The 19,489-nt window shown below is 27.4% G+C and carries 21 protein-coding genes; 15 read left to right on the top strand and 6 right to left on the bottom strand.

All coding sequences use genetic code 11. The features are described from left to right. Positions 1–199 precede the first annotated feature (199 nt). A complete protein-coding gene (locus ACKU3H_RS12235) occupies positions 200–2,278 on the top strand; it encodes a methyl-accepting chemotaxis protein (RefSeq protein ID WP_320034148.1) in 2,079 nt (692 codons plus the stop codon). Between the two features lie 20 nt (positions 2,279–2,298). Here the strand turns inward: ACKU3H_RS12235 and ACKU3H_RS12230 are convergent, their stop codons facing one another. Then, the gene (locus ACKU3H_RS12230; RefSeq protein WP_320034147.1) at positions 2,299–3,099 is read right to left on the bottom strand and encodes a shikimate dehydrogenase; all 801 of its coding nucleotides are present in this window, start codon (positions 3,097–3,099) and stop codon (positions 2,299–2,301) included. A 99-nt stretch (positions 3,100–3,198) separates the two neighbouring features. Here ACKU3H_RS12230 and pgeF point away from each other — a divergent pair, with 99 nt between their 5' ends. From pgeF to ACKU3H_RS12210, 4 genes are all read left to right on the top strand, one after another. Then, positions 3,199–3,873, top strand: a complete 675-nt coding sequence (gene pgeF, locus ACKU3H_RS12225; protein WP_320034146.1) for a peptidoglycan editing factor PgeF — start codon at positions 3,199–3,201, stop codon at positions 3,871–3,873. 148 nt (positions 3,874–4,021) lie between these two features. Next, complete coding sequence (locus ACKU3H_RS12220; protein ID WP_320034145.1) at positions 4,022–5,281, top strand: malic enzyme-like NAD(P)-binding protein; 1,260 nt, start codon at positions 4,022–4,024, stop codon at positions 5,279–5,281. Positions 5,282–5,341: 60 nt separating this feature from the next. After that, positions 5,342–6,175 (top strand): formyltetrahydrofolate deformylase, encoded by an 834-nt coding sequence (gene purU, locus ACKU3H_RS12215; RefSeq protein ID WP_320034144.1) that lies wholly within the window; start codon positions 5,342–5,344, stop codon positions 6,173–6,175. A gap of 1 nt (position 6,176) precedes the next feature. Continuing rightward, complete coding sequence (locus ACKU3H_RS12210) at positions 6,177–6,641, top strand: tRNA (cytidine(34)-2'-O)-methyltransferase (protein ID WP_320034143.1); 465 nt, start codon at positions 6,177–6,179, stop codon at positions 6,639–6,641. Here ACKU3H_RS12210 and ACKU3H_RS12205 read toward each other — a convergent pair. Then, entirely contained in the window at positions 6,634–6,870 is a 237-nt protein-coding gene (locus ACKU3H_RS12205; RefSeq protein ID WP_320034142.1) for a hypothetical protein, read from the bottom strand. The genes ACKU3H_RS12210 and ACKU3H_RS12205 overlap by 8 nt on opposite strands. Then, entirely contained in the window at positions 6,860–8,626 is a 1,767-nt protein-coding gene (locus ACKU3H_RS12200) for a Na/Pi symporter (RefSeq protein WP_320034141.1), read from the bottom strand. Before ACKU3H_RS12200 ends, ACKU3H_RS12205 begins: the two co-directional genes overlap by 11 nt. A 124-nt stretch (positions 8,627–8,750) precedes the next feature. Between ACKU3H_RS12200 and ACKU3H_RS12195 the strand changes: the two genes are divergently transcribed. Continuing rightward, positions 8,751–9,410, top strand: a complete 660-nt coding sequence (locus tag ACKU3H_RS12195; protein ID WP_320034140.1) for a response regulator transcription factor — start codon at positions 8,751–8,753, stop codon at positions 9,408–9,410. After that, positions 9,400–10,257 carry a HAMP domain-containing sensor histidine kinase gene (locus ACKU3H_RS12190; RefSeq protein ID WP_320034139.1) on the top strand — a complete coding sequence of 286 codons (858 nt, stop codon included), beginning with the start codon at positions 9,400–9,402 and terminating at the stop codon, positions 10,255–10,257. Before ACKU3H_RS12195 ends, ACKU3H_RS12190 begins: the two co-directional genes overlap by 11 nt. Before the next feature lie 3 nt (positions 10,258–10,260). Here the strand turns inward: ACKU3H_RS12190 and ACKU3H_RS12185 are convergent, their stop codons facing one another. After that, positions 10,261–10,428, bottom strand: a complete 168-nt coding sequence (locus ACKU3H_RS12185) for a hypothetical protein (RefSeq protein ID WP_320034138.1) — start codon at positions 10,426–10,428, stop codon at positions 10,261–10,263. A 57-nt stretch (positions 10,429–10,485) separates the two neighbouring features. Here ACKU3H_RS12185 and dgt point away from each other — a divergent pair, with 57 nt between their 5' ends. Then, complete coding sequence (gene dgt, locus ACKU3H_RS12180; RefSeq protein WP_320034137.1) at positions 10,486–11,922, top strand: dGTPase; 1,437 nt, start codon at positions 10,486–10,488, stop codon at positions 11,920–11,922. A gap of 3 nt (positions 11,923–11,925) precedes the next feature. Here dgt and ACKU3H_RS12175 read toward each other — a convergent pair whose 3' ends face one another. Beyond that, the gene (locus tag ACKU3H_RS12175) at positions 11,926–12,549 is read right to left on the bottom strand and encodes an HAD family hydrolase (RefSeq protein ID WP_320034136.1); all 624 of its coding nucleotides are present in this window, start codon (positions 12,547–12,549) and stop codon (positions 11,926–11,928) included. A 284-nt stretch (positions 12,550–12,833) separates the two neighbouring features. Between ACKU3H_RS12175 and ACKU3H_RS12170 the strand changes: the two genes are divergently transcribed. From ACKU3H_RS12170 to ACKU3H_RS12140, 7 genes are all read left to right on the top strand, one after another. After that, positions 12,834–13,340: a hypothetical protein gene (locus ACKU3H_RS12170; protein WP_320034135.1), complete on the top strand. Its 507-nt coding sequence runs from the start codon at positions 12,834–12,836 to the stop codon at positions 13,338–13,340. Beyond that, positions 13,341–14,051 carry a sulfite exporter TauE/SafE family protein gene (locus ACKU3H_RS12165; protein ID WP_320034134.1) on the top strand — a complete coding sequence of 237 codons (711 nt, stop codon included), beginning with the start codon at positions 13,341–13,343 and terminating at the stop codon, positions 14,049–14,051. It abuts the gene before it with no gap. Between the two features lie 73 nt (positions 14,052–14,124). Then, entirely contained in the window at positions 14,125–14,301 is a 177-nt protein-coding gene (locus ACKU3H_RS12160; protein WP_320034133.1) for a hypothetical protein, read from the top strand. Positions 14,302–14,319: 18 nt separating this feature from the next. Further along, the gene (locus ACKU3H_RS12155; RefSeq protein WP_320034132.1) at positions 14,320–16,164 is read left to right on the top strand and encodes a TonB-dependent receptor domain-containing protein; all 1,845 of its coding nucleotides are present in this window, start codon (positions 14,320–14,322) and stop codon (positions 16,162–16,164) included. Between the two features lies 1 nt (position 16,165). Beyond that, positions 16,166–16,990 (top strand): ABC transporter substrate-binding protein, encoded by an 825-nt coding sequence (locus ACKU3H_RS12150; protein WP_320034131.1) that lies wholly within the window; start codon positions 16,166–16,168, stop codon positions 16,988–16,990. Beyond that, on the top strand, positions 16,974–17,672 hold the full coding sequence (locus tag ACKU3H_RS12145; RefSeq protein ID WP_320034130.1) for an ATP-binding cassette domain-containing protein: 699 nt from the start codon (positions 16,974–16,976) through the stop codon (positions 17,670–17,672). The genes ACKU3H_RS12150 and ACKU3H_RS12145 overlap by 17 nt, the downstream gene beginning before the upstream one ends. Continuing rightward, positions 17,669–18,631 (top strand): iron ABC transporter permease, encoded by a 963-nt coding sequence (locus ACKU3H_RS12140; RefSeq protein ID WP_320034129.1) that lies wholly within the window; start codon positions 17,669–17,671, stop codon positions 18,629–18,631. The genes ACKU3H_RS12145 and ACKU3H_RS12140 overlap by 4 nt, the downstream gene beginning before the upstream one ends. On the opposite strand, the gene cbiB is transcribed toward ACKU3H_RS12140, so the two are convergent. Next, positions 18,602–19,489, bottom strand: a complete 888-nt coding sequence (gene cbiB, locus ACKU3H_RS12135; protein WP_320034128.1) for an adenosylcobinamide-phosphate synthase CbiB — start codon at positions 19,487–19,489, stop codon at positions 18,602–18,604. The two genes, ACKU3H_RS12140 and cbiB, sit on opposite strands and share 30 nt — an antisense overlap.

The raw sequence follows: 19,489 nt of genomic DNA, 5'->3' as shown, positions 1-19,489 counted from the left end.
CTTTTTAATTATTAAAAAAATAAAATATATTAACTTAAAATCTAAAATTATATATAAGCACTATATAGTCGAACTTTGTGACTATAGTTACAGTTTGTAAAAAATATTAAATAATATTATATATTAACCTAAAATGTTAAAAAAACATTAAGTATCTAACTTGTAGTATAAATAAAAAAGTTATTAAAAGGATAATGCTATGAGTATTAAAAGAAAAATCATTGGTGCATTCAGTATACTTGTAATTATTACTATGTTATCAAGTATTTATATTGCTTATAATATCAGTAAAATTAAACTGAATATAAATAACCTAACTCATAAAGATTATGCAGGTATAGATTTCTTGTTAGAAGGTGATAGGGACTCATATCAATCAAATGTAGCATTATCACAAATGATTAATTTGGGTTTAATATATTTGCTTGAAGCAGATAGGGATTCATACCAATCAAATATTGATATATCACAAGTTTTAACTATTGAAGATCAAGATAAGTCACAAGCGTTAATAGATGAAGCATTAAAAAACCTTGATCAAGTTAAGCAAAGATTTGGAAAGTTTAGAAATCTTTTGCAAGCAGAATTACCCCAATTGAAGGATGAATTTATTAAGTTTGACAAATTATTTGTAAAAGTCGAAGGGGATACTCAAAATCTAATATCTCAAATAAAAAATAAAGAGTTTAAAGAAGCAAAAAAATATTACTTTGAGTCTTATTTAGGTGATTACAACAGTATGAGAGATAAAATGGATTTTTTTACAGAAGAAACATACAAAGTTATAAATAAAAATCAACTCAGTACAGATGGGGCGGTTCAAACATCTTTTTACGCTTTTGTTATTATGTCTATTATAAATATTATTATTGCAATAATGTTTACTATTTATTTAAGTAGAACAATAAGAAATGGAATTTCTAAATTTGAAAATGGTTTATTAGGTTTCTTCTCTTATTTAAATAAAGAATCAGATGATGTTTCACCATTAGATACTAGCTCTAAAGACGAAATTGCACAATTAGCAATAATTGTAAATGAAAATATAAAAAATACAAAATCTTTATTAGAAGAGGATTTGATTTTATTAGACAATGTAAAAGATGTTGCTGAAAAAGTAAAAGAAGGAAACATAAAAGAGAGAATAGTAAAAAGCACCCACAATAAAAATCTTGAAGAGTTAAAAATTATCTTTAATGATATGTTAACTTCAATATCAAAAACAGTTGCAGATGATTTAAATGAGTTAAAAAAAGCATTAAAAGAGTATCAAAAACTTAATTTCAGATTTAGAATAGAAAAAACCAAAGGTGATACAGCAGAAGGTTTAAATACTCTTGCAGAAATTATAAATGAAATGTTAGTTGACAATAAATCAAATGGTTTAACTCTTCAAAATAGTGCTTATACTCTTTTAGCAAATGTAGATAAGCTAAGCAGTGCTTCAAATGAAGCAGCAGCAAGTTTAGAAGAAACAGCAGCAGCATTAGAAGAGATAACATCAAATATTTCACATAATACAGAAAATGTAGTAAAAATGGCTCAAAATGCAAATGAACTTAAAAAATCATCTTCTGAGGGTGAAAAACTTGCAACTCAAACAACTACTGCAATGGATAGTATAAACGAACAAGTAACAGCTATCAATGATGCTATTTCAGTTATTGACCAAATTGCTTTCCAAACAAATATTCTTTCACTAAATGCAGCTGTTGAAGCTGCAACAGCAGGAGAAGCTGGTAAAGGATTTGCGGTTGTTGCACAAGAGGTTAGAAACCTTGCAAGTAGATCAGCAGAAGCTGCTAAAGAGATTAAAGATTTAGTTGAAAATGCTACAGTTAAAGCTAATGATGGTAAAAATATTGCTGATATTATGATTAAAGGTTATGTTGGTCTTAACAAAAATATCAACACTACTTTAGAGCTTATCTCTGATGTTGAAGTTGCTAGTAAAGAGCAACAATCTGGAATTGTTCAAATCAATGATGCAATTAATTTATTAGATAGACAAACTCAGCAAAATGCTGCTGTTGCAAATGAAACTAAAGATATTGCTGAACAAACTCAATCAATAGCAGATGAAATAGTAAAAGAAGCTGATGAAAAAGAGTTTGAGGGAAAAAATAGTGTAAAAGCAAGAGATGATATAAAAATTAAAAATAAAGAAGAACCATCAATTAAAAAAAATAAACAAGAACCAAAAGCAGAAACAAAAAAAGTTAATAAACAAGATATAAAACCAAATAACAATGATGATAGTGAGTGGGAAAGTTTTTAATCCCACTCATTAGAAAAAAGTCATCCTTTTAAGCCTTTTCTCATAGCTTCAACTAAGTTTTCATCAGCTTTTGTATTTGTAAAGTATTCAAATGCTAAAACACCTTGATAAAGTAACATATCTTCTCCATCTTTTATCTCTAAGTTATTCTCTTTTGCTAAAGCTAAAAATGGTGTAATTTTCCCATATACACAGTCAAATGCATATTTTGCTGTTTTAAATACATTTTCTAGTAATTCTTTATCACAAGGAAGATACTCATCTTTTAGTCCTGCGCTTGTAGAATTTACTATTAAATCATATTCTTTAGGCTTGAAAGTATCCCAAGAGTAGCACTCTATATCATGCTCTTTAAAAAAGTCAAGTTTACTTTCACTTCTGTTTAAAACTGTTACAGCTATATCACTTTCTTGAAGGGCTAAACTGATTGCTTTTGCTGTTCCACCAGCTCCTAAAAGAAGAACTGATTTAACATCTTTAAAACTTTCAATTGCTTTTAAAAATCCTGGAGCATCTGTATTGTATGCTATAACTTTTCCATTTTCATTTATATATGTATTTACTGCTTTGATTTTTTGAGCTAAACCTCTTACTTCATCTGCATTTTTGTATGCATATTCTTTATGTGGAACTGTTATATTTACACCCTTATAGTGCTTATCTAAAAATATATTTTTTACTTCATTCCCATCTTCAATTAGATGTTTTATATATTCACCATTAAAATTTATATTATCAAATCCTGCATTGTGCATTTGTGGTGATTTTGAGTGTTCTACTGGGTTTCCAAATATTGCAAAAAGTTCTTTATTATCTGACATGATTTTCCTTTAAAAGAAATGATTTTATCAAATTATCAATAAGAATATATTAAATATTTAATTGTACAATAGCTTGCTTATTGAAAGGAGATATATACTATGCACGATATTTTTTATACTTTCACAAATAAAGATGAGGGAAATCTAGCTTATCACGTACCAGACAAAAAAGAGAATGTTGATAAAAACAGATTAGAACTTTCAAAAAAATTTAAATTTGATATTAAAAATCTTATCTCTATGAATCAAGTTCATGGTTCTTGCGTTACTGTTGTAGGAAAAGATTCACCAAGAATTATAGATGATTGCGATGCAATAATAACAAATGAGAAAAATTTGACTCTTATGGTTATGGTTGCAGATTGTATTCCTATTTTGATGTTTGATAAGTTTAATGGTGTAATTGCAGCTGTACATGCTGGTAGAAACTCAACTTTTCAGAAAATATCTGAAAAAACTGTGTTAAAAATGATTGAAGAATTTTCTTGTAAACCAGAAAATATTGAAGTTATCATGGGGCCTTCTATTCAAAAGTGTTGTTATGAAGTTGATGAAAAACTTGCAAACATAGTAAAAATTAATTTTGGAATAGAGTTTGAGAATAATAGATATCTAGATTTACAAGGTATAAATAAAAAACAACTTAAAGACTTAGGTGTTAGAAATATAACTATAAATGATAGATGTACAATGTGCTCAGGAGTAGATTATTTTTCCTACAGAGTTGACAAAGCTTGTGGAAGATTTGCCGGGATAATCTCTATTCTATCGTAATTATGTAGCAGTTATGTAATTCTAGTGTAGAAAAAATGTAATTCACATTTAATTAAAATATTTATAAGTTCAAATTATCATTTTTCCATTTTTTGTAAGTAATCCTAAGTTAAAATTTAGTTGCAATTTAAACTAGAGGAAGAGTGAAATGAGTAAACAAGTAACTAAAGAAGAAGCTTTAGAATATCACCAGTTTCCAAATCCAGGTAAACTGGCAATTGAAACAACAACAGAGTTAAAAACACAAAGAGACTTATCTTTGGCATATACTCCAGGGGTTGCATTTCCTTGTCTTGCAATTGAAGAAGACCCAGAAAATGCATTTAAATATACTACAAAAAGAAATCTTGTAGCAGTAATCTCAAATGGTACAGCTGTATTAGGCCTAGGTAATATTGGTGCTTTAGCATCTAAGCCAGTTATGGAAGGTAAATCTGTACTATTTAAAAAGTTTTCAGCTATAGATTCATTTGATATTGAAGTTGACGAAGTAGACGTAGATAAGTTTGTAAATGTATGTAAAGCTATCTCACCTACATTCGGGGGAATCAACTTAGAAGATATTAAATCACCAGAATGTTTTGAAATTGAGAGAAGATTAATTGATGAACTAGATATTCCAGTAATGCACGATGACCAACACGGTACTGCAATCATCACAACAGCAGGTTTAATCAATGCTTGTGATATTATTAAAAAAGAATTATCATCTTTAAAAGTTGTTGTTGTTGGAGCAGGAGCAGCAGCTATTTCTTGTAGTAGAATGTATAAAGCTGTTGGTGTAGAAAATATTATTATGTGTGACTCTAAAGGTGTTATTCATGATGGTAGAGAAGATTTAAATAAATATAAAAAAGAGTTTTCTATCTCTGAACCATTAACAATGTTAGATGCATTTAGAGAAGCTGATGTTGTATTAGGACTTTCTAGACCAGGAACATTTACACAAGAGCATATTGCAGTTATGGCTGATGAGCCTATCGTATTTACACTTGCAAATCCAACTCCTGAGTTATTCCCAGATGAAATCTTAGCAATTAGAGATAAAGCTATTGTTGGGACAGGAAGAAGTGACTTTAATAACCAAGTTAACAATGTAATTGGTTTCCCTTTTATTTTTAGAGGTGCATTAGATGTACAAGCTAAAAAAATCAATATGGCTATGAAAAAAGCAGCTGCACAAGCAATTGCTGATTTAGCTAAAAAACCAGTAACTGATGATATTAAAGAGATTTTTGGAGATCACTTAGCTTACTCAAAAGAGTATATCTTACCTAAACCATTTGACAAAAGACTTATTGTAGAAGTTTCAGCTGCAGTTGCACAAGCTGCTGTTGATTCAGGTGTGGCAAGAGTTAAAACTTTTGATATAGAAGAGTACAAAACTAAACTATCTAAAATGATTTAAATCTATTTAATGGTATTATTTCGACTTTAATTGAAATAATACCGTTTATTTAGGAAAGAAATGAAAGAATATATACTTCTTATTGACACTATCGATGCAAAAGGACTTGTTTACAATGTCTCAAAAGTTCTTTATGCAAACCACTTAAATATTGAACAAAATGCTGAGTTTGTTGATCCTGACACAAAAAAGTTTTTTATGAGAACTGTAATCTCTGGAGATGTAAATAGAGATATTTTATATAAAGAATTGATTGAAGTTCTTCCAAAAGAATCAACAATAAAACTAAATGTAAAATCTAAAAAAGATATTGTTATTTTAGCTACAAAAGAATCACATGTTTTAGGTGATTTACTTATTAGATATATAGATGGTGAGCTTGATGCAAATATTAAAGCAGTAATTGCAAACCATGATTATCTTCAAGATTTAGTTGAAAAATTTAATATCCCTTTTCACTGCATAAGTGCAGAAGATATGGATAGAGAAGCTCATGAAGATTTAGTTATTGAACAAATCAAAGAGTATGAGCCAGAACTAATTGTTTTAGCAAAATATATGAGAATACTAACTCCAAAATTTGTAAATGCTTTCCCTCAACAAGTGCTTAATATCCACCACTCGTTTTTACCAGCATTTATAGGAGCAAATCCATATAAACAAGCACACCATAGAGGTGTTAAGATTATTGGTGCAACAGCTCACTATGTAACTGATGACTTAGATGAAGGTCCAATCATTGCTCAAGATGTTGTTAGAGTTGACCATACTTACTCTTGGCAAGATATGAGAAGAGCAGGGCGAAATGTAGAAAAAGTAGTATTATCTACTGCACTTCAACACCTTTTAGAAGACAAAGTTTTTGTTTTCGGAAATAAAACAGTAATTTTATAATATGTTTAATATAGTATTATTAGAACCAAGAATTCCAGGAAATGTTGGAACAATAGGGCGTTTAGCTTTTGCTATGAACTGTACACTTCACCTAATCAAACCTTATGGTTTTGGTGAAATTACAGAAAAAGAAGTAAGACGGGCTGGACTTGATTATTGGTATGATTTAGATGTTAGAGAGTATGAAAACATTGAAGATTTTTGGTCAAAAAATCCTTTAAATGATAGACATTTTTTTGCTACAACAAAAACAGACAAAGTTTATTTTGATGCCAAATATAAAGTAGGGGATTTTATTTATTTTGGTAGAGAAGATGCTGGTTTACCTGAATCTTTACTAGATATGAATAAAGAAAATTGTGTAACAATTCCTATGACAAATGAAGCTAGAAGTTTAAATATTGCAAACTCAGTTTCTATTGTTGCTTATGAAGCTTTAAGACAAAATTTTAAAGAGTTTAAATAACTAAACTCTTTTTAGCTTTTTTTATTAGATGTTTTACAGCTTTTAGTTTTTTTTCTAAATCGTGTTTTTCATCTTTGTCTTTTTCTTTTCTAAGCTTTTTTTCTAAAGAGTTTCTTTTATCAAAAAGTTTGTCCATAAGCTCTTCAATCTCATCGCTATTATTTTCAATCTCTTTTTTATCCCATGAGAATATATCTTCAAAGTTTTCTATCAATTTTTTAAACTTCATCATGTTCTCCTAATTTTCTTAGTTTCTCATCTTTTACTAATAGTATATTTGCAATTCTAAGTAGATTTTTACAAATATTAAAAGTTGTAGTTGTGTCATTTATTAAGGATGTAGCCATTTTAGAAGTTATTTGTTCACTTCTAATTAATTCATCAATTCTTTGGTTGTTTTCAATATCTAAATTAGATAGTTTATCTTTATTTACTTGGATAATAGTAGAAGTTTCCACTTCATCTAAGTCATTATCTTTTAGCTGATTTACTTCAAAAATAAATGTTGCTAATTCTTGTTTTATATTTAAATACTCTTGTTTTATAACTTCATTTTTACTGTTTAGATAAAAATTTAGATTTTTTTGAATATCTCTAGTATCTTTTAACACTTTTACAATAATACTTGAGGCTATTTTTAGTTGTGCTACATATTCATTTTGTTCTTTATTCATATGTTGCTGAGATATAAGTGCAAACTCTATAATCTCACTATAAAGAAGTTTTAAATTATTTTGATAAATATCATCTAGATTTGTATCTATTTTAGTTGTTGGTTGTGATGTAAGCTTTTCTAAGTCTTCTCTTGTTTTAAGTTCACTTGTATGGATTGAAATTGCATGTAATATAGCTTTTTGGGCATTTTCATATAGATTTATAACCTCTTTTTGTATTGAAACCATAGCATTGTATGGTATTTTAATATTCTCTTTTGATAAATATTTTGGTTTTGATGCTTTTTTATACTTATCATCATTTATAAATCTTTTTGACATCTTCACAATATATGTAATAAATGGTAATAATACAATTATCCCTAAAAGATTAAAAATAGTATGAAAAAGTGCAAGTTTCATAGAATAGTTATCTTCAGCAATTCCAAATAATGGTGCCATAAAATCAACAATGTCTCTTAAAGTATATATTAAAAATAGGGCAATCAATCCCGTTGTAATATTAAAAACAAAATGACCAAAAGCTAATCTTTTTCCATTTTGATTTGAAGTTAGTGAACCCAATATTGCTGTAACAGTTGTACCAACATTAGCCCCAATTGCTAAGGCTAAAGCATCTATATATAAGATATTAGCTCCTGCTAAAGCTGTAATAATAATAGCCATTGTGGCACTACTTGATTGAATAACTACTGTAGCAATTATACCTATTACAACATAGATTAAAATACCTGTTATTCCAGGAACTGAATACTTAGCTAAATCTATAGCATCTTTTAATGTATCAAATCCCTCTTTCATATAAGAGATTCCTAAAAATATAAAACCTAAACCTAAAAGAACATTTCCCAAACCAATATAGTTGCTTTTTTTTGAGAATCTAAAAATCACACCAAATATAATCATAGGCATAGCATATAATGAGATTTTTATTTTAAGTCCTAAAGCAGAAACTATCCACGCTGTTGTAGTACTACCTAAGTTTGCTCCAAATACTATTGCCATACCTTGTGTAAGTGATATGATTTCAACAGATAAAAAAGAGATTACGATAACAGATATTAAAGAAGAACTTTGAATAATTGAAGTGGTTAAAAAACCTGTTAACAAAGACTTATATTTGTTTTGGGTAAATTTTTCTAAAATTTTTTCCAATGTTCCACCAGAAAAAAGTTTAAATCCATCTTCCATAAAATGCATACCAATAAGGAAAATAGCAATACCAGCCAAAATAATTTTTACATTTTCTTGGGAAATTACATAAAAAGCAGTAACTAAAAGTAGAAAAATGATTAATAGTTTTTTTATCATATAAAAACCTAAATATTAAAGTTATAATAATATATTATCATATCTTTTTAAAAAAGTTAAATTTAACTCTAAATTAACTCAAATATTCTATAATATGCCTATATCATAATGTATTGGAGTACAGTTGTATAAAATATTGATTTTAGAAGATGATGAACTATTTAAAGAGAGTTTAGAAGATTTTTTAGAAGATGAAGGCTTTGAAGTAGTTACTGCTACAGATGGAGAACAAGTATTAGAAATATGTTATGAAAAAAGATTTGATTTATATCTTTTTGATATAAATGTACCTAAAATTGATGGAATAGAGACTCTAAAAGAGTTAAGAGGTAAACTTGATGATACTCCAACTATATATTTAACCTCATATAAAGATAAAGAAAAGCTAACAGAAGGTTTTTTATGTGGTTGCGATGATTACCTTAAAAAACCCATAGATTTGGATGAATTACTTCTAAGAATAATGTCACTTCTAAAAAGAAGTGGAAAAGTTATGGAAAATATCCAACTTAATGATGAAATTAGCTTTGATCCAAAAAATAGAAGAGTCTTAAAAGATGGTGAAGATATTTATACTGCTGGAAAAGTTATAGATTTGTTAGAGCTTTTTTTAGAAAAAAAAGATGCAATTATTACAAAAGAGATGATTATTGAAAAGCTTTGGGAGTTCAACGAAGATTATAGTGAAGGCTCAATTAGAGTATATATTAACAACTTAAAAAAACTTCTAGGAAAAGATACAATAAAAAATATAAAAGGTATAGGATACAAAATTGAGTTATAACAAAAGAAAAAACTTTATAATTACAAACTCAATTATTGTTGTTTTTGTTTTATTACTGTCTTTATTTATAAATTTCTATCTTACTACACTTGTTGGGTTTACCCAAGATACTTTTTTTGTAGTTACATTAACTGTATTGATTTTTGGACTTGTTTTATATCTTTTATTGAGTAAAACTATATTTGATCCATTGTTTAAAAGTGATGAAAACCTTCAAAAAACAGTAAAAGAAACCTTGCATGAGTTAAATATTCCAATCTCTACAATTAAATTAAATACACAAATGCTAGAGAAAAAAATAACTGATGAAAAAGCTATAAAAAGATTAAACCGTATAAAACTAGCTTCAAATGAACTTTTAAAGCTTTATGAAGATATGGAATACCATATTAAAAAAGAGATTGATAGAGTTGATCTTTCAGATTTTTCATTAAATGATATTATCAATCATAGTTTAGAAAAGTTTGATGATTTGAAAAAAGATATAAAGATTGAAGTTGATATTGAGAATATAACACTACAAAGTGATCAAAATGGTTTTCAAAAGATGATTGATAATCTAATATCAAATGCTTTGAAGTATAACTTAGAAACTAAGGGGCTTATAAAAATTACATATGAAAATAAAAACCTTACTATTTTTAATACAGGTAAAGAGATAGATACTAAAAATCTGTTTGTTATTTTTGATAAGTTTTTTCAAGAAGATAAGACTAAAACAGGCTTTGGTCTGGGGCTTTTTATGGTAAAAGAGTTTTGTGATAAAAATAAAATTGCTATAAAAATAGAACCTACAAAAGAGGGTAATTCTTTTATTTTGAGTCTTAAAAATATAATAAAAGAGTAGTTCCTACTCTTCTTTTTTTAATATCACTTTCCACTCTTTGTATTTTGGGTCATTATTTATCTCATCTATTTGTTTTTGGCTTAGATGGGGATAACTCATTTTTTTACCATCAAAAACTATACAAGGAAAAGTTTTCTCATTTTTGAAAATAGCTTTGATTTTATCAAGCATTTTTATCCTTTCATTGGTTAGCAAATATTATAATATCAAAAAAATTAAAGATAGATGATGATTGACTACACTAAAAAGATAACAAAAGACAGAGAATTTTATGCTATAGATGATATTAATATCTCAATTGAAAGTGACAGAGGAAGAATTCTCTCTGCTCCTGCTTTAAGAAGACTTCAAAAGAAAACACAAGTTTTCCCTTTAGAATTAAATGCTGCTGTTAGAAGTAGATTAACACATTCTTTAGAGGTTTCTCAAACAGCAAGATTTATTGCAAAAACTATTTTAAAAAAAAGTGAAGGAAAATTTGGTTTAGAAAATTTTGATGATGCTTTTGTTTCTCTTGCTGAAATGACAAGTTTGCTTCATGATATAGGAAATCCACCTTTTGGGCACTTTGCCGAGGTTGCAATAAATAATTGGATGAGTAAAAGAGGTGTTAAGATTTTTGAAAACGTAGTGAATGTTAGTGTAGAAAATAAAGAGTTTAAAGATATGCTTTTAAAAGACTTATGCAGTTTTGATGGAAATGCACAGGCTATAAGAGTTGTAACAAAACTTCAAAGACTAAATTTATCTTTTCCTCAAATTGCTTCAGTTATAAAATATACTAGAGGAGCTTATGAAAGTAAACCTTTAAAATCAGAGCCATTTTCATATTTAAAAAAGAAACCAGGGTTTTATTATTCTGAAAAAGAGATTGTTGATAAGATAAAGACAAGTTTAGATTTAAAAGATGGATGTAGATTTCCAATTACATATATTATGGAAGCAGCAGATGATATAAGTTATCTAAATGCAGATATGGAAGATGCTGTAGATAAAGGTATCTTAAAATTTGAAGATATTTATAGACTTATAAAAGAAGAGTGCGAGAAGATGCAAGAGACTTATCTTCTTGAATTGGTTGAGAAGTTTTATAATAAAGCTAAGCAAAACGAAGAGGAACCTTACCAATTCAATCTATTTTTAACACTTACAAGAGCAAAATTAACCCATGCTTTAGTTGAACATGTTTCAAATATCTATTTAGAAAACCATGAAGCAGTTTTCAATGGAACTTTTAATTCTGCACTTTTAGAATATGATACAGAATCAAAATACACAAAAGCAGTTGAAGTTCTTCAAAATATCTCTGTTAAGTATATTTACAACTACAAAGATATCCAAACATTAGAATTAAAAGGGCAGAAAATTTTATCTTCACTTTTTGAAAATTATACTCCACTTTTAGAGCTTTCAAGTGAAGATTTTGAAGAGTTGGTAAAAGGTGAAAGAATCTCTTGTTTCTTATCTCAAAGACTTATTAGAAGACTTTCTTCTAAACATATTGTTGCATATAAAGATGCAGTTGCTAAGTTAAATAAAGAAGAGAGTGAAAAATATGAGATACAAGAATGGTATTATAGAGCTAGATTATTGATTGATTATATCTCTGGTATGACAGATGATTTTGCTTTAAATGAGTATAAAACTTTAGAAGCTTTGATTTAGAATCTATTTAAACTTTTCATAGATTCTTTTTTCAAGCTCTTCTATACTTTCAATGGCATCTTTGTCATGATTTGAAAATCCCCAGTTTACTAAAACAGAATCTATACCTGCATTTGTAGCAGCCATAATATCTTTGTGTGAGTCACCAATCATTTGGGCATTTTGTTTTTGGATATTGTGGTTATCTAAGATTTTATAAACCATTTCTGGGTGTGGCTTTGGCATTTTTACACTATCATAACCTAATATTGATTTAAAATATTTCTCAATACCTAAGTGTCCTAGCATCTTTCTTGCAAATACTGAACTTGCATTTGTAGCAACTGCAAGGGTAAATTCTCCATTTAAATCATCAATTAGTTTTTCCATACCCTCATAAATCTCTAAATCTTTTAAACAGTTTTTATGGTAATAATCTTCAAAAAGTACTTTTTGTTGTTCTGTAAAGTCATCAGTTCCATAAAAGAATTTTGCCGCATTTATATTTGGGTCATTTAGTTTCTCTAAAACAAAAGTTTTTTCCATCTTTTCAAAACCTAAATTCTCTCTAACATGATTTATAGTATTTGTTATAGATGTTCCACTATCAATTAAAGTTCCATCCATATCAAACATAATTAAACGCATAAAAATCCTTCTTTTGTAAATAAAAATTTATTATATATTTTTACTGGAAAATATTGTATTAAACATTGTATATAAACTGCTAAAATCAGTAATTAACAAATAATTAACACTTGAATTGTAAACTACAACAGAAAGAAAATTAAATTTCTCCTACTACTTATACTTTTAATTTTCAAATAATTATATATTTTTTATGAAGCTTCACTGTTTAAGTGGAGCTTTTTTATTAATATATCAAGATAGTTTATATATTATTATTGTATTTTTTTTAGGAATAACTATTTATGAAAAAATTTTTACCTATAATCACCATAATAGCTATAATATTTATCATTGTATTAACTTTTTTATCAATGTCAAATCAGAAAAAAATGGTTACAATTCAAGAAGGAAATCATGAGCATAAACCTTTAGATATTGGTTTACACCATTTTCAAGATACCCAATGTGGAATGACAATAGAAACTTTAGAACATTCGGTTCAAGCTGTATCTCCTGATGGAAAGACTTGGTTTTTTGATGATGTTGGCTGTTTTGCACTATGGTTTAAAAATATTAAATTTCAAGATGATGCCACCGTTTGGGTATATACAAATGATTCTAAAAAATATATTGATGGAAGAGAAGCTTGGTATACTAAAACAGATAAAACACCTATGGATTATGGATTTGGTGCTTATGAAAAGAAAGGTAAAAACATGATATCTTTTGATGAGATGCTTTTAAAAATGTATAGAGGTGAAAATTTAACTAACCCTCTAATAAGAAAAAAACTTTTAAGTGAAGAATAGATGGAAAGTATAAGTATATTAACAATTATTTCGATAGCCTTTTTAGGTTCATTTGGTCATTGTATTGGTATGTGTGGAGGGATTGTTGTTGCATATTCTAGTACAAAAATAGACAATGGCTGGTCTAAGACTAGACAATCTATCTCTCATATTTTATATTCATTTGGAAGAATCACTACTTATGTTATCTTAGGGTTTATCTTTGGATTTGTAGGTGGTGTTGTTACTTTTGATAATGTTACTAGTGGAATATTACTTGTTACAACAGGTGTATTGATGATATTAGTTGGTTTATCTCTCAGTGGAAAGTTGAAATTTCTTACCTCTTTAGAGTATTCTGTTTCTAAATCTAAACTTTATCAACAAACTTTTAGATCTTTAGTTGGCTCTGATTCTTTAACAAGTTTTTATCTTCTTGGGATGTTAAATGGATTATTGCCTTGTGGTTTTGTTTATGTTTTTGCAATAACAGCTGCTAGTACAGGTAGTCCTATTTGGGGTGCTTTTGTTATGTTAATATTTGGATTAAGTACACTTCCTGCAATGTTTTCTTTAGGATTTTTTGTTGGAATATTTAAACAAATAGCCCTTAGAAACTTGTTTATAAATATAGCATCTATATTAGTTATACTTTTTGGAATTTATATAATTCATAGTGGCTATGAGTATTTAACAGATCCAAACAAATCGATATTAAGTTGTCATATCTAACAATATTATTATTTCTATAAATTTATATCTTTTTTAATATAATACAAAAATTTTTTAAAGGAGGTATAGGTTTATGAGTAAAAACTACTTTTCATTTTTTGGTATTCTCTTAGCTACTATTAGTATAAAAATACATTCTTATTTTACAAAGATTGCTACTTTAATTAATACTAATGTACCAAAAATTACAAAGCTTTTATTATCTAAAGCATTAAAGCCAGTTAAACAATATTCAACAAATAATCTATAAACACAGGATAAATAACACATGGAAAACAAAAAATTAACTACAAGTCTAGTTGCTGGACTATTATTAGCAACAAATCTTTTTTCACAAGAATTATCAACAATCACAATCGTAAGTGCTACAAAGTCTGAGCAATCTATCAAAGATATTACTTCAAATGTAGATGTTTTAACAAAAGAAGAGATAGAAGAGAGACACTTTGTTTCTGTTGTTGATGCTTTAAATTCATTACCAGGAATTACATTTACAAGAAATGGTGGATTGGGAAGTACAACATCTTTGAGTTTAAGAGGTTCTAGCAATAATAGAACACTTATTTTAATAGATGGAGTAAAATTTAAAGATCATTCAAGTTTAGATGGAACTGACCTTTCAAGTCTAATGATAACAGATATCGAAAGAATTGAAGTAATCAAAGGTGCACAAAGTGGAGTTTGGGGAGCTGATGCAGCTGCTGGTGTAGTAAACATTATTACAAAAGAAGCAAAAGATGGTTTTCATGGTTTTGTTTCAACAGAACTAGGAAGTTTTTCAACTCAAAAACTTGCTTCTCAATTATCATATAGAAATGAAAAATTTGATTTGAAACTTGATGCACAAAGAATTGAATCAGATAGCTTTTCATCTCAAGCTTTAAGAAACCAGTATTTAGATGCACTAGAGGATGATGAGTATAAAAATACTACTATTAGTTTAAAGGGTAATTACTATATCAATAATTCGTCAAGATTTAGCTTTTCAGTAGTTGATATTGATTCTTTAAAAGATTATGATAGCAGTGGACCAAACGATAATCTTATGAAAAATGATTCAAGAACTAAAATTTATAATTTAGGTTTTGATAAAAAATATAAAAATCATGATATCTCTCTTAGTTTAGAAAAAACAAAAACAAAAAGGGACCAAATAGGTACAACTTGGGGTGTTAAATTAACAGACAATGAAACTACAAATGTGGAACTATCTGATAATATCACATATTCTGATAGAGATTTTTTATTGTTAGGAATGGGTATTAGTAAAGATGAATTAGATTTTTCAAGAGCAGATGGTACATCTAATTCTGCTTCAAATCAAACTAAATATTTATATGCAACAAATACTAATTATTTTGGAGATTTAATTTTAACAGAGTCTTTAAGATATGACACTTTTGATAACTTTGATAACAAATTAACAGGAAAAGTAGGGGCAAAATATAACTTTACTCCTAAGTTTTCTTTATTTGCAAATGTAGGAACTTCGTATAGTGTTCCTTTATTAATCAAAAATGTAAACCCTTGGGGGAAAGAAAATTTTGATATTGAGCCAGAATCAAGCAAATCTTATGATATTGGATTTGAGTATGAAAACTTAAAAGTTACATATTTTAATCAAAAAGTTGATGATCTTATAGATTGGTTTGACCCAACTCCTTTAAACTATTTTAACAATGATGCAGTATATGCAAACCAAGAGGGTACAACTAAAATCAAAGGTCTTGAAATCTCATATAAAAGAGATTTCTTAGATGATTTCTTATTAACACTTAGTTACACAAGATTAAGTGCAAAAAATCAAGACAATGAATACTTAAGAAGAAGACCAAAAGATGACTTCAAATTTGGATTAGATTATTATGGATTTAAAAATTTACATTTAAATATCAATGGTGAATATATTGGTGATAGATATAGCCAAGATGATAAAAAAGGAACACAAACTGGAAGATACACAGTTTGGAATGCTGTTGCAAACTATACAATTACTAAAGATTTAACAGGTTTCGTTAAACTGGAGAATATGTTTGATAAATATTATCAAGAGATAGATGGATATGCAACTAGTCCAAGAAGTGTTACAGCAGGATTAAAGTATAGTTTCTAGTATGAAAAAGTTTTTATTTGTATTAGGTTTAATTTCTAATTTAATAGCAGGAGAGAGAATAGTTGCTCTCTCCCCTTCATTAAACGAAATAGTATTTGCTTTAGGAAGTGGTAAAGATATTGTCGCAAATACTTTACATAGTGATTATCCAGAAGAATCAAAAAATATATTAAAAGTTGGTGGATACTCAACTATCTCTTTGGAAAAAATACTTTTATCAAAACCAACTTTGGTTTTTACTCAAGATTATGATGAAAAGTTATTAAAAAATTTAGAGAGTTTGAATCTAAATTATTATAGTTTTAAAACAGATAATTTAGAATCAATACAAAATACAATATTAAAGATTGGTAATATATTAAATAAACAAAGTAGGGCAGAGGCTATTATAGAAGAGATTAATACAAATCTTGATAGTTTAAAAAATATCATAAAAGATAAAAAGATAATGGTTGTAATAAGCCCAAGATTAGATTTAAATAGATCTGTTTATATTTCTGGAAACAATCTTTATTTTAATGATATTATAAAATACTCTGGAAATAAAAATGCCTATCAATCTAAATCAAAAAGCCAGCCTGTAGTAAATATTGAAAAAATAATAAATATGAATCCTGATATAGTAGTTTTATTGGCACCTTTTATGCATTCTCAAAGCCTAACAAAAGAGCAATTAAAAAGCTCATGGAAAAAACTTCCTATAAATGCAAGTAAAAGTGACAATATATATGTAATAGATAAAGATTATGCTGGGATTCCTAGCAATAGAGTAAACTATTTTATTCAAGATTTTAAAAAGATATTAGAAAATGTTAAGCATAAGTAACTATTCAAACCATATTTTAGAAAATGTAAGTTTTACACTAAATGAAAAGGAGGACTTAATAATTCTTGGTGAAAATGGTGCAGGGAAGTCTACTTTATCGAAAGTTTTATCATATCTAATAAAAAATAACAGCGTTACAATCTTTGATGAAAATATTTCAAAAATTGAAGACAAAAAAAGAGTTGAATATATTAACTATATACCTTCTACTCTAGAGGTTTTTGATGAATATATTACTGTATATGAATTTTTAGAATTATGTTTCATAGATAAAATTCAGAAAAAAAGAATTGATGAAGTAATATCTTTGATTGGAATAGAAGAGATTAAAAATAGACCTTGCAAAGAGCTAAGTAGTGGAGAACAAAAGCTTTTATTATTAGCTTCAAGTATGATTCATAATGCAAAAATAACTATATTTGATGAGTTAACTGCAAATATGGATATTTCTAGGGTAAAAGAGGTTTACACACTTTTTAAAATGCCATATCTACAACAAAAGATAATTATTACCCATAATCTTGATTTAGCTTTTCATTTAAAGTATAAAATACTTTATTTAAATGAGGGTAAGATAAAATTTTTCGGAACTTCTGAAGAGTTTTTTTCAAAAGAAAATTTGGATAAGTTTTATAATAGCTCTTTAAAAATTGTAAATAATCATTTGGTGGTAAACTTATGAAAAATATTGCATATATAATATCTGTATTTTTGATAGTTTTATCTCCATTTTTTGGTGAAAGTAGTATCTCTTTTAATGAAATCTTTGATTCAAATACAACTTCACATATGATATTTTGGGACTTAAGGGTTCCAAGAATAGTTTTAGCCTTTTTTGTAGGAGCTATTTTAAGTCTTAGCGGACTTATCTTTCAAACAATTTTTAAAAATATTTTGATTACTCCTTATACTTTAGGAATAGCGAGTGGAACTACACTTTTTACAGCTTTATCAATTGTATTTCTACCTACCTTTGCTTTATATATCTCAGGAATAGTTGGTTCTTTTATTACTATTATGGTTTTATATTTGATTTCAAGAATTATAAATAAAAACTCACTGTTAGCCTCTACAAACTCTATTTTGCTTGTAGGGATTGCTTTATCTTTCTTTTATTCTTCAGCTCTTATGTTAGTATTCTTTTTAAGTACCTTACAAGAGAATTATACGATTGTACGGTTTACTTTAGGTAGTCTAGATATTGTGGGGTTTAATACACCTATTATTGTTTTTATTGTTGCAATTTTGTTTTTATATTTTGTATATAGATTTAAATCTGAAATTAAACTTCTTTTAGTATCTAATGATATGGCTTTTTTAAAGGGTATAAATGTAAATAGAGTTAATCTAACGCTGTTAATACTAGTATCTATTGCTGTTGGGGTTAGTATCAGTTTTGTTGGACCTATTGGCTTTATAGGACTTATTATTCCACACACCATAAGACTTATCTATAAAAAGAGTGCACATAAGCTTATATTTCCTGTATTTTTCTACGGGGGAGTATTTTTAGTAATCTCAGATTTAATTGCTAGAAACCTAAATACAGCTTCAAGTATGCCTATTGGCGTTGTAACTTCATTTATTGGAGCGCCATTCTTTGTATATCTTCTAATAAAAAGAAATACTAAGAATAACTAAAACAACTATAATAAACATATCAAGCTTTGGTTTTATACTCAAAGCTTGTTTTACATCCTCTTTTTCTATTTTTTCTTTACCATCTCCAAAGTAGGGTTTTTCTTTTATTTTCCCAAAATATGAAGTAGGACCTCCAAGTTTTATATTTATAGCTAAAGCCATAGCTGAGATTGGAAGTCCTGCATTTAAACTTTCATGTTTTTTACCATATTTTTGAAACTGTAAAAAAGCTTTTTTTGAGAAGAAAAGTAGGGCTATTAAAAGAGCTGTTATTCTAGCTGGAATGTAGTTTGCTACATCATCAAGTTTGGCTGAAAATTTACCAAATTTTTCATACCTTTCATTTCTATATCCAACCATAGAATCTAAAGTATTTATTGCTTTATAAATGTATGCTCCAACAAGTCCAAAACAAAGCATATAAAAAAGTGGAGCAATCACTCCATCACTTAAATTTTCTGCATAAGTTTCTATTGCTGCTTTGTTTATATCACTTTCACTCATCTCATTTGTGTCCCTACTAACAAGCATAGAAATTGCATATTTTGGATTATCAGATACTATTACATTTTGTACACTTTCAAAAAGCATTTTTGATGAGATTGCAAAAGAACAAAGGAAAGCTTGGAAAAATATATTATCTACAAATGTTAAAATGTAAGTTATAGTAAATACTATACAAATCAAACTTAGTGTAAGTATAAAACCTCTATAAATATTATCCAAATAAAATTTCTTTTCAAACCATTTTATGTAATTTCCCATGAAAATTATAGGGTGTTTTAAAAACTTTATTTTTTCAAATTCTGCAAAAAAGAAGTCAATTATATATGCAATCAAAGCTATAGAAAAATACAA

It is taken from the genome of Halarcobacter sp., assembly GCF_963675975.1.
Lineage (GTDB): Bacteria > Campylobacterota > Campylobacteria > Campylobacterales > Arcobacteraceae > Halarcobacter.
Note: the sequence above shows the minus strand (reverse complement) of the source record. Positions and strands in the feature narration are given on the sequence as shown.

What these genes read in the sequence shown, in the direction of transcription:
- ACKU3H_RS12205 (WP_320034142.1), bottom strand. Translation starts at nt 6,870, where the DNA reads ATGAAGTTTAAAAAATTGATAGAAAACTTTGAAGATATATTCTCATGG.
- ACKU3H_RS12230 (WP_320034147.1), bottom strand. Translation starts at nt 3,099, where the DNA reads ATGTCAGATAATAAAGAACTTTTTGCAATATTTGGAAACCCAGTAGAA.
- ACKU3H_RS12155 (WP_320034132.1), top strand. Translation starts at nt 14,320, where the DNA reads ATGGAAAACAAAAAATTAACTACAAGTCTAGTTGCTGGACTATTATTA.
- dgt (WP_320034137.1), top strand. Translation starts at nt 10,486, where the DNA reads ATGATTGACTACACTAAAAAGATAACAAAAGACAGAGAATTTTATGCT.
- ACKU3H_RS12165 (WP_320034134.1), top strand. Translation starts at nt 13,341, where the DNA reads ATGGAAAGTATAAGTATATTAACAATTATTTCGATAGCCTTTTTAGGT.
- ACKU3H_RS12185 (WP_320034138.1), bottom strand. Translation starts at nt 10,428, where the DNA reads ATGCTTGATAAAATCAAAGCTATTTTCAAAAATGAGAAAACTTTTCCT.
- ACKU3H_RS12170 (WP_320034135.1), top strand. Translation starts at nt 12,834, where the DNA reads ATGAAAAAATTTTTACCTATAATCACCATAATAGCTATAATATTTATC.
- ACKU3H_RS12145 (WP_320034130.1), top strand. Translation starts at nt 16,974, where the DNA reads ATGTTAAGCATAAGTAACTATTCAAACCATATTTTAGAAAATGTAAGT.
- ACKU3H_RS12235 (WP_320034148.1), top strand. Translation starts at nt 200, where the DNA reads ATGAGTATTAAAAGAAAAATCATTGGTGCATTCAGTATACTTGTAATT.
- purU (WP_320034144.1), top strand. Translation starts at nt 5,342, where the DNA reads ATGAAAGAATATATACTTCTTATTGACACTATCGATGCAAAAGGACTT.
- ACKU3H_RS12220 (WP_320034145.1), top strand. Translation starts at nt 4,022, where the DNA reads ATGAGTAAACAAGTAACTAAAGAAGAAGCTTTAGAATATCACCAGTTT.
- ACKU3H_RS12160 (WP_320034133.1), top strand. Translation starts at nt 14,125, where the DNA reads ATGAGTAAAAACTACTTTTCATTTTTTGGTATTCTCTTAGCTACTATT.
- pgeF (WP_320034146.1), top strand. Translation starts at nt 3,199, where the DNA reads ATGCACGATATTTTTTATACTTTCACAAATAAAGATGAGGGAAATCTA.
- ACKU3H_RS12175 (WP_320034136.1), bottom strand. Translation starts at nt 12,549, where the DNA reads ATGCGTTTAATTATGTTTGATATGGATGGAACTTTAATTGATAGTGGA.
- ACKU3H_RS12210 (WP_320034143.1), top strand. Translation starts at nt 6,177, where the DNA reads ATGTTTAATATAGTATTATTAGAACCAAGAATTCCAGGAAATGTTGGA.
- ACKU3H_RS12140 (WP_320034129.1), top strand. Translation starts at nt 17,669, where the DNA reads ATGAAAAATATTGCATATATAATATCTGTATTTTTGATAGTTTTATCT.
- ACKU3H_RS12200 (WP_320034141.1), bottom strand. Translation starts at nt 8,626, where the DNA reads ATGATAAAAAAACTATTAATCATTTTTCTACTTTTAGTTACTGCTTTT.
- ACKU3H_RS12150 (WP_320034131.1), top strand. Translation starts at nt 16,166, where the DNA reads ATGAAAAAGTTTTTATTTGTATTAGGTTTAATTTCTAATTTAATAGCA.